Annotated in this window: 15 protein-coding genes and 1 pseudogene; 5 read left to right on the forward strand and 11 right to left on the reverse strand. The window is 65.4% G+C overall.

Annotated elements, in window-relative coordinates:
* Positions 1–372, forward strand: coding sequence for a DUF7079 family protein (locus M1B34_RS18160; RefSeq protein WP_268265872.1), 372 nt, complete (start codon positions 1–3; stop codon positions 370–372).
* On the opposite strand, the gene M1B34_RS18165 is transcribed toward M1B34_RS18160, so the two are convergent.
* Positions 373–1,044 (reverse strand): ArsR/SmtB family transcription factor, encoded by a 672-nt coding sequence (locus tag M1B34_RS18165; RefSeq protein ID WP_268265873.1) that lies wholly within the window; start codon positions 1,042–1,044, stop codon positions 373–375.
* Positions 1,045–1,162: 118 nt separating this feature from the next.
* Between M1B34_RS18165 and M1B34_RS18170 the strand changes: the two genes are divergently transcribed.
* Entirely contained in the window at positions 1,163–1,669 is a 507-nt protein-coding gene (locus M1B34_RS18170; protein WP_268265874.1) for a DUF2938 domain-containing protein, read from the forward strand.
* A gap of 99 nt (positions 1,670–1,768) precedes the next feature.
* Positions 1,769–2,371 carry a DedA family protein gene (locus tag M1B34_RS18175; RefSeq protein WP_268265875.1) on the forward strand — a complete coding sequence of 201 codons (603 nt, stop codon included), beginning with the start codon at positions 1,769–1,771 and terminating at the stop codon, positions 2,369–2,371.
* Here the strand turns inward: M1B34_RS18175 and M1B34_RS18180 are convergent.
* Positions 2,359–2,946: a hypothetical protein gene (locus M1B34_RS18180; RefSeq protein WP_268261311.1), complete on the reverse strand. Its 588-nt coding sequence runs from the start codon at positions 2,944–2,946 to the stop codon at positions 2,359–2,361. The two genes, M1B34_RS18175 and M1B34_RS18180, sit on opposite strands and share 13 nt — an antisense overlap.
* Before the next feature lie 4 nt (positions 2,947–2,950).
* Positions 2,951–3,394 (reverse strand): DUF3592 domain-containing protein, encoded by a 444-nt coding sequence (locus tag M1B34_RS18185; RefSeq protein WP_268261310.1) that lies wholly within the window; start codon positions 3,392–3,394, stop codon positions 2,951–2,953.
* 315 nt (positions 3,395–3,709) lie between these two features.
* Here M1B34_RS18185 and M1B34_RS18190 point away from each other — a divergent pair, with 315 nt between their 5' ends.
* Positions 3,710–4,339: an SMI1/KNR4 family protein gene (locus M1B34_RS18190; RefSeq protein ID WP_268265876.1), complete on the forward strand. Its 630-nt coding sequence runs from the start codon at positions 3,710–3,712 to the stop codon at positions 4,337–4,339.
* A gap of 6 nt (positions 4,340–4,345) precedes the next feature.
* Here M1B34_RS18190 and M1B34_RS18195 read toward each other — a convergent pair whose 3' ends face one another.
* From M1B34_RS18195 to M1B34_RS18215, 5 genes are all read right to left on the reverse strand, one after another.
* Positions 4,346–4,987: a hypothetical protein gene (locus M1B34_RS18195; RefSeq protein ID WP_268265877.1), complete on the reverse strand. Its 642-nt coding sequence runs from the start codon at positions 4,985–4,987 to the stop codon at positions 4,346–4,348.
* 61 nt (positions 4,988–5,048) lie between these two features.
* Complete coding sequence (locus M1B34_RS18200; protein ID WP_268265878.1) at positions 5,049–5,912, reverse strand: sugar phosphate isomerase/epimerase family protein; 864 nt, start codon at positions 5,910–5,912, stop codon at positions 5,049–5,051.
* A gap of 2 nt (positions 5,913–5,914) precedes the next feature.
* Positions 5,915–7,156 carry an NAD(P)/FAD-dependent oxidoreductase gene (locus M1B34_RS18205; protein WP_268265879.1) on the reverse strand — a complete coding sequence of 414 codons (1,242 nt, stop codon included), beginning with the start codon at positions 7,154–7,156 and terminating at the stop codon, positions 5,915–5,917.
* Between the two features lie 14 nt (positions 7,157–7,170).
* Positions 7,171–7,491: a MocE family 2Fe-2S type ferredoxin gene (locus tag M1B34_RS18210; protein ID WP_268265880.1), complete on the reverse strand. Its 321-nt coding sequence runs from the start codon at positions 7,489–7,491 to the stop codon at positions 7,171–7,173.
* A 46-nt stretch (positions 7,492–7,537) separates the two neighbouring features.
* On the reverse strand, positions 7,538–8,635 hold the full coding sequence (locus M1B34_RS18215; RefSeq protein WP_268265881.1) for a fatty acid desaturase family protein: 1,098 nt from the start codon (positions 8,633–8,635) through the stop codon (positions 7,538–7,540).
* A gap of 185 nt (positions 8,636–8,820) precedes the next feature.
* Here M1B34_RS18215 and M1B34_RS18220 point away from each other — a divergent pair, with 185 nt between their 5' ends.
* Positions 8,821–9,870: a LacI family DNA-binding transcriptional regulator gene (locus M1B34_RS18220; RefSeq protein WP_268265882.1), complete on the forward strand. Its 1,050-nt coding sequence runs from the start codon at positions 8,821–8,823 to the stop codon at positions 9,868–9,870.
* 53 nt (positions 9,871–9,923) lie between these two features.
* Here M1B34_RS18220 and M1B34_RS18225 read toward each other — a convergent pair whose 3' ends face one another.
* The 3 genes and pseudogenes from M1B34_RS18225 to M1B34_RS18235 form a co-directional block, all read right to left on the reverse strand.
* Entirely contained in the window at positions 9,924–10,727 is an 804-nt protein-coding gene (locus M1B34_RS18225; protein ID WP_268265883.1) for a GNAT family N-acetyltransferase, read from the reverse strand.
* Positions 10,728–10,798: 71 nt separating this feature from the next.
* Positions 10,799–11,254: an HIT family protein gene (locus tag M1B34_RS18230; RefSeq protein ID WP_268265884.1), complete on the reverse strand. Its 456-nt coding sequence runs from the start codon at positions 11,252–11,254 to the stop codon at positions 10,799–10,801.
* Positions 11,255–11,335: 81 nt separating this feature from the next.
* Positions 11,336–12,310: pseudogene (locus M1B34_RS18235) on the reverse strand (thiamine pyrophosphate-dependent enzyme); the annotation flags it as partial.
* Between the last annotated feature and the right edge of the window lie 141 nt (positions 12,311–12,451).

A 12,451-nucleotide genomic window follows, 5' to 3' on the forward strand; every position in this document is an offset into this window, starting at 1 on the left:
ATGGAACGCCGACACACGCCGATCAGCCCAGCGCAGCGCGAGGATATTTACTGTGCCCTCTCGGAGGCTTTCGTCGATAGCCAGGTGGATTACGCACTGATTGCGCGGCAGACCCAGGCGTACGACCGGCACGAAATCAAACGCATGCTCTACGAAGAGGTGGCGCCGGTGTGCTACCCCAACCTGGCAGCGGCGGTCCCGCCGATCTGGACCGGTTTTGCCCGGGCGCCACTGCTGGAAGACATCCAGCAGTGGCTCGACGGCCTGCGCCGCAGTCGCCTGCGACGGGCCTGGGCCCTTGTGTACGTGAGCTGGATCCGCTGGCGTTGCGCCTATATCTGGCCGGAAATCACCCAGCACTACCCGGACTGATCAGCGTCCCCGCTCCACCCCCAACCCCGCCGCTTGCCATTCTTCAAAGCCGTCGGCCAGACGCTGCACCTGAAAACCCTTGGCCCGCAGCAGCGCTGCTGCCTGCTGCGAGAGCACGCAATAGGGCCCACGACAGTAAGCCACCAGTTCCTGATCGGCCGGCAACTCGGCCAGGCGCTGCTCCAGTTCATCCCCAGGAATATTGATCGCCCCCGGTAAATGGCCCTTGGCGAACTCCTCGGGCGAACGCACGTCGAGCAAGGTCATGCCGCCTTCCACCAGGCGTCGGCTGAGTTCCTCGCGGGAGATGCCTTCCAGGCGCGTCGGCTGCTGGTCGCTGTCCGCCAACAGCTCGCGGATCTGCCCCAGGTTGTATTCGGCGTATTGCCGCAGGGCCTGGAGCAACGGCGCCAGCGGCCCCTGGGCTAGGCTGTAGAGCACTCGCTTGCCGTCGCGCCGAGTCTGCACATAACCGCCCCGACGCAGGGTTTGCAGGTGCTGGGAGGTGTTGGCCACGGACAGGCCGGACAGCTCCACCAGACGCTCTACCGCTTGCTCACCCTGGGCAATGTGTTCCAGCAGAATCAGCCGGTGGGCGTGGCCGAGGATGCGCGCCAAGTCGGCCATCTCGGCGATGGGCGACTGGGCGGTGGGCAAATCAGTCGTTGACATGAAGCTCTGCCTTCTCGATCATTCAATCATTCAATTGAATGAAAGCCTAACACAGAAACCGAGGGTTCGGCCTGCATCGCCACTCTCATTCACTGTTCCAGCACACCAAGGAGTTGTTATGCACCCGACCCTGGATTTTGCCTTGCACGCCCTGTTGATCGGCGTGGGGGCAACCGCCATCCTCGACCTTTGGGCACTGTTGCAACACGCCGCCTGGGGCGTGCCCAAAGCCAACTGGGCGCTGGTTGGGCGCTGGGTCGGGTATTTTCCACGGGGGCAGTTTATCCACAAGAGCATTGCCCAGGCCGCACCGGTGCCCGGCGAACACCTGATCGGCTGGACCGCCCATTACCTGGTGGGCATTGTCTTCGCCAGGGTGCTCCTGGCGCTGTTCGGCCTGCAATGGGCCGAGCACCCAACCTTGCTCCCGGCCCTGATAGTGGGCGTGCTGAGCGTGGCGGCGCCGTACTTCATTCTGCAACCGGGGATGGGCGCGGGCATCGCCGCCAGCAAGACGCCCAAGCCGAACCTGGCGCGCATGCGCAGCCTGATCTCCCACTCGGTGTTTGGTCTAGGGCTGTATGGCGCGGGATTGTTTTGGGCGGTGCTGCGGGCCGTGGGCTGAGCAAAAACACTGGCACTTCCACGGGCCGATACACTCAGAGTTCTTGCCGCCCCACCGCGGCAGGCGCTTTATGGCTCGCTGAACAAGGACTGCCCCTGCATGCTCGAACACTTGGACCTCAATGCTCTTCTCGCCACCTACGGTTACTGGGTGGTGTTTGTCGGCTGCCTGCTGGAAGGCGAGACGGTGCTGATCCTTGGGGGCATGGCCGCCCATCAGCAGGCGCTGCAATTCTGGACGGTGCTGGCGTTGGCCATCCTCGGCGGTGTGCTGGGGGATCAGTTGCTGTTCTGGAGTGGGCGTTATTTTGGCGCTCGTCTGCTGCCCAGGCTCAAACGCCATCAGGGCGCGATTGACCGGGTCAGCGGGCTGATCGAGCGCTACCCCTCGACCTCCGTGTTCGCCGTGCGCTTTCTCTATGGCATGCGCTTGGTGGGGCCGCTGGTGATCGGCGCCAGCGGCCTATCGCCGTGGCGCTTCGCGCTGTTGAATCTACTGGGAGCGACGGTCTGGGCCACGCTGTTTGTCAGCGCCGGCTACTGGGCCGGGGAAGCCCTGCAGCACCTGTTCGGTGACTTGAAGCCTTACCGCCTGCCGATCGTGATCGGCGTGGTGCTGCTGGTGGCGACCGCGGCGCTGGTCCGCCACCTGCGGGCCAGGCGCAAGGCGCGCCGCTTGCCCACTCAAGATCAGAACAGGTAGCCGAGGAAAATCCCCACTCCCGCACCGGCCTGCGCGCCGGCGTTCATGCCGACCATGACCACCGCGCCTTTGGCCGATTGCAGCAATTGGCGATTGACCAATTGCGCGGCAATCACTGACGTCGCCGGGTTGCTGTTGAGCGCCAGGTACATGGCCAGCAACTTGGGGTCCAGGCCGAACAACAGGGCTGTGGCCGAACCGCCGACCACCAGGCCAGCTGCCACTTCGGTGTAGACACAAGGGCCAGTGATGTCATCGCTGGTCAGGTCGCTGGCCTTCAACGCATCGCTGACAAAGACCTTACCGGTGCTGGGAAAGGCTTCCGCAGCGCCCGCTGCAGCCACCCCTGTGCCCTTGACCTTGATGTTGATCTTGCCGATACGCGGCAGGCGAGCACCGACGCCCACACCCACGCCCACACCGCCGTAACGGAAGCTGACGTCCTGGCCCTGGGGCGAACGCAAGATGATCGAGCCGCCGCTGCCAGCGACCAGAGCCACCGTCAGGCCGCCGCCGCTCGCAGTCGAGTACTGCCATTTGCTTTCATTGACCGGAATCGGGATGGAGATGCTCATGCTTTCAAAGTCCTTTCAGAGAGCGCGCAGGGCGTTGGCCCTTACGCTTGAAGATGCCCAACAGGCCAGCGCCGAGGAAAATCAACCCCATGCCGCCCACCACCCCGGGCGTCGCCCAGAGCGCCATTCGATCATCGACCACGGCGCTGTTGGCCGGGCGCTCCGCCAGGTAATGCACCTTGACCGGCTGGCCTGTCTGGTAACCGAAGATAAAGCCGCCCTGGGGGTAGGAAATCTGTTCGCCCTGGGCGCTGGTGAACGCGATCTCGGGGTGCGAACCACCGGCGTTCAAACCGCTGACCACGCCATCAGCGGTCAGGGCGTTGTCGAGGAATTCCAGGCGATTGCTGAGGAGGTAGCCGGCGATCACCAGCAGCACAATACCGACCAGGCTGATGAACAGGCTGCGCAGAATGTCGAGCCAGCGTGACTGAGAGGAGTGAGCCATGGGGCGGCCTCGTTATTCTTCCGTGAAATAAGGGAGGCCACGTTAACAGCAACGTCACCGAGGAAAAAACGCCTGCCGCGACTCTGTGACCCACTGCTCAGAAATGCGGCAAGGGGTGGGCCAAACGTGGGCTGGTCTTTCCCGGGAGTGACCCGAGCTGAAGAACCCGCGCGCGGAGCTACGGAAAACTTTGTCTGCAATCGGCGCCGGAAGTTCCGCCCCTGCGCGCAACAATCTCAGCGCCCTCAGGCGATGCGCCAGGGCGCGCGATGCAGTAGGCTCGCCCACCACCCTCCCCCTTGCAAGGATGCCCCCATGTCCGACCTCGAGCACACCGACGACACCTGGCCACCGGCCGACTGCCCGCCCCTGGCCTGGCCGCATCTGCCTGATCAGGCGGCGCGTTTTGATTGGTACCGGGCGGTGATCAACGCCTACGGCGCCTTGTGGTCGGGCCACGTCAGCGCGCCGCAACTCAAGCCCGTCAGCCCCGCCGAACTGGAGCAATGCGAAGGCCTGATCGGCTGCCCCTTGCCCCCGGCGTTGCGTCGCTATCACGCCCAGTTGGGCGCCCTGTCCCTGGCAGAAACCCTGTGCAGCGTGCGCCCCGGCAGCGAGCCGATCCAACCGCTGTTGCAGGCCTATCCGGGCATTGTCGACATGGATGAACGTGAACTGGACCGGGCGCTGGTGGACAAACTGGTTGCCTTTGGCGACTACCTGGGTAACGGCAACCTGTTCTGTTTTCACCGGGACACGGGCGCGGTCTATTACTTCGACCACGACACCGACCCGGCGCTGACGCGGTTTTTCGACGCCACCGAAGACTACCTCGACGCCCTGATGCTGCTGTGCCTGGCCGAGGTCTACGACGACGATGAACGCGGCGAAGCACTGATCGGCCAGCGCCACGGCCAGGCGCTGATTCACAAGTGGCGCTACTGACGGGGCTCAGTCACGGGCCTTGTCCACGCCCCAGCCGATCAGGGCGAAGGGCAGCATCACAATGGCGAACAACCCCACCAACACGCCACCTGCGGTTTGCTCGACCACGTTCGGCTGCCGGGTTTTGCTCGGCGCCGACACCGGCCCCTGGCTGGCCCAGGCTTCATAGCGATAGCTCTGGCTGTCGGCGCCGCGCCCGCCGCGCTGCCAACACTCACGCACGGAAAAACTGGCGGCCGGCTCCCCGACCTGGGGCGCGACACCTGGGCCTTTGGCGTGCCGGGCATTGAACGCATCCACTGGGCCTTGCAAGCTCGCCCGGTCCTGATCCAGCGCGGCCTGACAATCAGCCCGGCTGTCGAAGGCCCGACTGCGCTTGAGGATCCGGGTCAGGGTCCGGTCTCGCTGCAGGTCCAAGGCCAACACCGCACCATCCGCCTGATAACTCAGGTAATCGGGCTCGGCATACGCCGGGTCGAGACGAGCGTAGGTCAAGGCCTTGAACACCTCGGCGGGCAACGGCTGCTGCAGTTCGTAGCCAAACACCTGTGGCCCGCTGACCCGCTCCCTGGGCGGCGGGCTGGCGCAACCACCCAGGGATGAAACGATGATTGTCAGGCTCAAGGTGCCGCAGACTGTGCGTTGCATGACCCATCCTTAGGACGTCGAAAAACCAGACCGGAGGGTACGCCAGTTGCCAGGGGCTGTCTCAACCCTGGCGCGGTGCCAAGGGCCTCGCCGTGTGCGCCAGGCTCTCGGCCCAGAGCCCCCGGGCCAGGTCCTTGAGCTGCAACGCCTCGGCCCAGCGGTCGCTGATGTCGCGGCCATCGGCGCCGGTGATGGCATAGGGCGGCGGGCCCAGCTCGCAAGTAAACGACAGGCTTCCCGGGACGTCGGCGCGCGCCAACCAGTCCTCGATGCCGTAGCGCCACAGCCGCAGAAAACGCTGCACCCAAGGCTGATGCTGGGGAAACCCCAGGGGCACCTGGACCTGTTCGCTACTGGCCACACGTCCATGGAAGCCCCAACTGTGGCGCAAGATACGCTGCAACTGGGCCTCGTCCTCAGCGTCCGCCGGCTCCGGCAATTCCCGGCCCACCACGTAATGAGACAGGTCAGCCAGCAGCTTGAGGTCCGGTACTTCATCCAGCAGGTCGAGGGTGAACAGCAGGTCGCTGGTCAACCGATAGCGATGGGTTTCCAGAAGGATCGGAAAGTCCGCCTGCTCGGCCAGGCGCTGCCAGCCCTCCACCAGCAGCACCGCCTCTTTCAGGGTCCGGGGCCGCACATCGGCCTGCAGGGTCAGGTGATGGCAGCCATGGCGGCTGGCAACCTCAATGGCCTCGGCCACATCCGCCACGCTGCGGGGGAACACTTGCCCCTCGATGTGCAGGCCCAGGCTTTTAGCCGCCGCGGACAGCCGCGCCGCATGCTCGGGCACCCAGAAATGATCGGTGACGCCATCGAAGCCGGCGGCGGCAATCTGCTCCAGTTGCGCCTCAAGGGGCCGCTCGGATTGGCCGCGGTGATCGAGCATGGCCCACAGGGATTGGAACACCAGGAATTGGCGCATCGTCAGCTCCGCAACACAGATTTGAGGGACACAGCGGCATCGGCCAACTGCTGGAAGTCGAGCGGGGCCTGCTGGGCAATCAGGCGCTCGCAGAGTTTGATGTCCTTAGCCGCGCTGTTGCCCAGCCCCCAACCGCACGCGCCTTGCAGACGCTGGTGGGCATCCAGGTAAAACAGCAGGCAACCGCCACCGGCCGTGTCCCGGCAGACCGTGGGCTCGGTGCTGCCGACCTGGCCCACGGTCTGCACGCTCCAGTCGTACTGATCGGACCAGAAGCCGGGAATGCCAATGAAAGCCAGCCCCTGGCCGAGCAGATTGAGGGCCGCGTGGCGCCCCTGGGTTTCTGCGTTGCGCCAGGTTTCCTGGCGTTGATAGGCGCCCTCGGGGTGCAGGCGAAACTCGCAGACATCGCCAGCGGCAAAAATATCCGGGGCACTGGTGCGCAGGCAGTCGTCCACCCGAATGCCCTGTCCCACGTCCAGGCCCGCGGCAGCCGCCAGTTCCATGTTGGGCTGCATGCCGATGCCCACCAGCATCAGGTCGCAGGGCAGGCATCGGCCATCCACCAGTTGCACCGCCTCCACCCGCGCAGCGCCCACCACCCGTTCGATGCCTACGCCCAGGTGGACCTCAACCCCCTGTTGCCGATGCAGCGCCAGCAAGGCGTCGGACACCCGCGCTGGCAGCACCCGCCCAGCCAGCCGGGGCCCGGCTTCCAACAGGGTCACCGCGCACCCCATGGCGCGAGCGCTGGCGGCCACTTCCAGGCCGATAAAACCGCCACCGACGATCACCAGGCGACAGCCCGACACCAAGGCCCCGCGCAGGGCCTGGGCCTCATCGTGGGTGCGCAGGTAGAGCAGGTTCTCCAGGTGTTCCGGCACCTGGGGCAACCGCCGCGCCCGGCCACCGGTGGCCAGCAGCAGGCGGCCGTAGTCCAGCCAGCGACCGTCAGCCAATTGCAGGCGATGGCGCTCGGGTTCCAAGCGGCTGACCGGGTTGCCGCTCAAGTGCTCGATGCCCAGTTCGGCGAACTGCTCCGCCGCCCCCAGACTGCAGCCGGCCAGATCGACCTGGCCTTGCAACAGGCCCTTGGACAGCGGCGGCCGCTCATAGGGCAGATGGGGCTCATCGCCGATCAGAACCAGGCGCCCGGCATAGCCCTCGGCGCGCAGGGCCAGGGCCGCGCGGCCGCCGGCGTGGCCGGCACCGACGATCACCAGTGGAGCGTTGGCAGATTGCATGGGTGCACTCCTTATCAACCGGCAATCGCCAGCCACACACGACCGGCCTCGACCCGCACCGGATAGGTTTTCAGGTTGACGCACACAGGCGCCCCCAGGGCCTTGCCCGAGCGGTAGTCGAAACGCCCGTTGTGCTTGGGACACTCGATGACGTGATCCATCACCAGGCCGTCGGCGAGGTGGATGGACTCGTGGGTGCAGAGCCCGGCGGTGGCGAAAAACTCGCTGTCAGCGGAGCGGTACAGGGCATAAGTGTGGGGGCCGTGGTCGAAGCGGATCACATCCTCTTCGTCAATGTCGTCCACGGCGCATACGTCGATCCAATGCTCGGTCATGGCGGCTTCTCTTGTTGTTGGGCGGGAAGAACAGCAACAGCGGGAGTCAGGCTGCGCTCGATACCGGCGTCTGCGACTCGGCGGCCTGGGGAATGGGGCGCCGCACGAAGTAAGTGGGGTCTTGGCGCTGGCGCCACAGGGCCGGGAAGATCTCGCCAAAGGCAGCAAAGATATTCGGGTACGGCGGCGGGCAATCGGCGGCCATGGCCTCATGCAGTTGCGGCAGTGCGTGGTACGGCACCATGGGGAACATGTGGTGCTCCACGTGGTAGTTCATGTTCAGGTAGAGAAAGCGCAGCACCGGGTTCATCAGGATGGTCCGGCAGTTGCTGCGGTGATCGAGGCTGTCCTCGGCCAGACCGACGTGCTGGGTCAGGCCGAACAGGTAGGACAGCCAGCCGCCATACAGGCTCGGCAAGCCGATAAACATCAGCGGCAGCCAGCTCTGCAGGTACAGCGCAGCGCCCAGGGTCGCCCCATAGACCAGCAGCCAGATCCGCGCCGTGCGCACCACCTTGGGCCACTCGGATTCGGGGATGAAATCCCGCTCTTGCTCATCGATCCGCCCCAGGGCGTGAAGACAGGAAGAACGGAGCACGCCATAGGCTCGCGGCAGGTTGAGGAAGTTCAGGAACATCCGCAGGAAGCTCGGCGGACGCGGTTCGACGATCTCCGGGTCGCGGCCCACGATGATGGTGTCGGTGTGGTGCCGGGCGTGGCTCCAGCGCCACACATCAGGCTCGAACAGGCACATGAAACTCGATACCTGATAGACCGCGTCGTTCATCCAGCGGGTCTTGAAAGCAGTGCCGTGGCCGGTTTCGTGCCAGCGGGCGTTGGACGCGGTGCCGTACAACAGGCCATAGACGAAGAAGAACGGGATGCACGCGTAAGAGCCCCAGAACCAGTAGCCGCCCAGGCCGCTGACCAGCAGCGCGGTGAACCACAAGGCGGTGTCCCGCAGGGCCGGGCCGTCGCGGCGTTGCATCAGTTCTTTCATGCGTTTGCGCGGTACCGGCGATTGGTACCAGTGGGCCGAGACCAGGCCGCGTTCGACAGCACGGGCCGCTTCGGGGCCGGTCAATCGGTAGTCTCGGCGCCCAGGCTTGGCGCGGTGGTCAAAGGTGGCGCTTGATTCAGGCATGGTGATTTTCTCCGCAAGCATGATTGTTGTTAGTCACTTGCCGGGATGTCGGGGGGACATCGCTGGAGAAAATACTAGGGAGCGCACAAATCCCGCTCAAGGCCTTGCCGGCATTCACTATCAAGCTATCATCCAGCCCCAGCCGAGCATGATGGTTTTCTATCAAGGGCTTTCCGGGACCCCACATGAGCACTGCCAAGCGCCCCACCATTGCCACCGTCGCCGCCCAGGCCGGGCTGAGTGTCGCCACCGTCGACCGGGTGCTCAACGCCCGGGCGCCGGTCAACCCGGAGACCTGCGAACGGGTATTCGAGGCCGCCGAAGCCGTGGGCTATTTCGCCGCCCGGCTGATTGGCCAGCGGATCCGCGAACGGCGCCCCAGCTACCGCTTCGGCATTCTCCTGCTGGGCACCGCACAGGCCTTCTACCGCAATGTCGCCCAGGCCATCGAGCACGCCGCCCAGCACCGCGCCGAGTGCAACCTGAGCTGCCAGTTCGAGACCATCGTCGACCGCAGCCCGGCCGCCATCGTCGCTCAGATCGAGCAACTGGCCGTGCAATGCGATGGCCTGGCGGTGGTGAGTTTCGCCCACCCACTGATCAACGCCGCCATCGCCCAGATCCGGGCCGCCGGGGTGCCGGTGGTGGCGCTGCTGTCGGACATCGACGAGACGGGCGCCGAACCCTATGTCGGCCAAGACAACCACGAAGTCGGGCGCACCATGGGCTGGTTGCTGGCCCACATGGGCGGCACAGGCAAAGGCAGCATCGGCGTGTTGCAGGGCGGCCATCGCTTCCTCGGGCACCAGGCGCGGGTCGAAGGCTTGCGCAGCTACCTGGCACAAAAGGCCCCGCGCCTGCGGGTGCTGGAGCCGGTGATTACCCTGGACAACAGCGACGTCAGCGAAGAGGCGACCCTGGAACTGCTGGCCCGACATGACGACTTACGCGGCCTGTGCGTGGTCGGCGGCGGTGGCGATGGCATCATCAACGCCCTGGCCCAACTGCCCAAGCCGCCGACGTTGTGCAGCATTCTGCTGGAGTCCACCGAGCTGTCGCGCCAGGCCTTGAGCCAGGGCCTGATCAGCCTGGTGATCGACACCCAGCCCACGCTGCTGGCGGCGCAGTTGATCGAGTTGATGGTGCGCCTGCAGACCGAACCGGCGTTCTGCGCCGCGACTCAACGGATTTACGTACCGTTGCAGATTGTCACGGCGGAAAACGCTCGGGCCTGAGCGCCTTGGGCAACTGACGGCGGGGCCCCCACAGCCGTGCACGACGCCCTGGATCACGCCTCGGCAACCCGCCCATACAACGCCTGCACGTGGGACAAATGCAAACCACAGCGTTCCAGGTTGCGCCGGCTTTTCGAGGTCGGCAGCGCCGTGGCCGCCGCCCACAGGCAGCCCCGCTCCCGGGCCTGGGCCAGGCGATGGCCAATCAGGGCCTGGTGAAACCCCTGGCCCCGAGCGGCCCGGCGGGTGAACGCGGTGCCCAGGTAAGCCACGCCATTGCTGGCGCAGAACAACGCGGCACCGGCCACGGGCCGGCCTTCGGCGTAGAGCAGAGAGAGCCGCGCGCGCGGGTCCTCTAGCAGCCCACTGAACGACGCCTCATTCACCGCGCGCACAGCCGGGTCGCGATGAAACCCCTCCGCGTGCAAGGCGGCAAAAGCAGCGAGCGTCGCCGCCGTCACCGGCTGGATCTCCACGTCTGGCGGTGCCTGGTGAACGGCCTCCAGGGAGCAGGCCAATTGCAAATGGGTCCAGCCCCTGAGCTTGGCCAGTGTCAGCCCCGCCAGGTTCAGGGTGGCCGGCATCTGCCGCGAGCGGCCCACCACAGCCAGCGCCGGGTTGTAGCGCTCGAAGGCCTGCAACTGTCGGGCAAGCCCTTGCGGGTCCGCCGTACTGTCGCCGCAGACACGGTTCAACATCGGGCTGCCACTGGCCGCCACGGCAAAGGCCAACGCGTCGTCGGCGCCACTCAGCACGGCCTGGTAAGGGTTGCCCGGCAACGCTGCCAGCCCCGCCACACGGGCACGCAAGTATTGGCTTTCAGCCGCTTCGATCTGTAAGGCGCTGGGCCGCTCCATGCCTGGGAATCCTCTGTCGGGTGAACAACACGTGGCGCTGGAACATACAGCAATCTGCGGGAGCCCAGGCCTCAACCCGGCCAAATCACCCCGATGTGCTGGGCGATGCGTGTCGCCTGCTGTTGCAGCATTTCAGGTTTTTTTCGCCGTCCGAACAGCCCGCTGATGTGCAGCACCATGCCCAGGGCAAACCTCAGCCCATCGCCAGCGCGACGAGGCACCAGGTGTAAATGGGCATGGGCGATGTGCTGGTTTGTGGCCTTGCCATCGTTGACGATCAGGTGGGTGCCCTCCACGCCAAAACCGGCACGGCGCTGGGCCGACAGCAGGCCGTCGAAGACTTGGTAAAGGTGTTGGCGCACGAAGGTCGGCAACTGTTCGAGCTTCTCCACATGCAACAGCGGGATCAGCAACAGGTGGCCTTCGCCCAGGGGGTGCACGTCCATGAAGGCCATGCAGTGTTCATCGCGGTACACCAGGGCCGCCGGCAAGGTGCCGGCGACAATCTGGCAAAAAATACAGGTCATCCATGAGTCCTCGACGGCAAGAAGGGTTGCCTTGGGGCGAGGACAATGTAGCTCACCTGGCCCGTCGAGGACGCCCGGGGTTCATGCATCCGCCAGATAGGCCTCGGCATTCACCTCGATCATCAGCGGCTGACGGGTATCGCCCAGGGCCTGCAACAGCTCCTGAAGTTGCCCCCGGTTGCGGGCGCTGTAGTAAGGCACATGGAAGCTGGCGGCCATGGCCTTGAAGTCCGGAGTGAGGATTTCCACGCCCAGCGGCACAATCTCCCGCGCCTGCATGTAGTCACGGATTTCGCCGTAGCACTGGTTGTTCCACACCAGCAGGATCACGCCGATCTCGGCTTCCCGGGCGGCGATCAACTCGGCGCAGGTGAACTGCAGGCCACCATCCCCGACCAGGGCCACCACTGGGCTGTCCGGCCGCGCCAGCTTGGCCCCCATGGCCGCCGGCAAGCCGTAGCCCAGGGTGCCGTAGCCGCTGCCGGCATTGAACCAACTGGCCGGCGTCGGCGCCTGGTAACCGCTGGCGCCCTGGTACACCGGCTGGGTCGAGTCCCCCACCAGAATCGGCGCCCCCAAGCTGTCGCGCAGCAGGTCGAGCAAGCCTTGCAGGCCCTGTTGCTTGGCGCTCCAGCCGCTGCGTTCGGCCTGGTTGACCCGCTGCACGCTGTCCACCGCCCAGCGCCCCCGAGCGTTGGGCGTCGCCACCTGGGCCAACAGCGCCTGCAAGCCTTCCCGGGCGTCGCCCACCAGACCGACATGGGCCCGTTGCAGGCCCATGACCTGCATCGGGTCGATGTCCAGGCGAATCAGCGACGCCTTGAACTGCAAAGGGCCCAAGCCAAAGAAGTCGTAGTCGGTTTCCCCCAGCTCGGTGCCCACGGCGAGCACCACATCGGCCTCGTCGAACAGCGCCCGGCCATGGGCCGACGACTGCACCCCGTCCAGCAGCAACGGGTGGTCCACCGGCAACAGGCCCCGGGCGTTGGTGGTCAGGGCCACCGGTGCCTGCAAGCGCTCGGCCAGTTGCCGCAACGCCTCGGCGCAACCCCGGGCGGCAGCCCGACCTCACAGATAATCTAATTGCCTCAATAAATTTTATAAGGCGATCCCTAGGTTCATTGAATGCGCAAAAAATGCTTGGAGCATGGTGAACTACAGTTTTTGATTGCCGTTTTGATTTTGTAGCTGGGGCAG

Source organism: Pseudomonas morbosilactucae (assembly GCF_023241715.1).
Taxonomy (GTDB): Bacteria; Pseudomonadota; Gammaproteobacteria; order Pseudomonadales; family Pseudomonadaceae; genus Aquipseudomonas; species Aquipseudomonas morbosilactucae.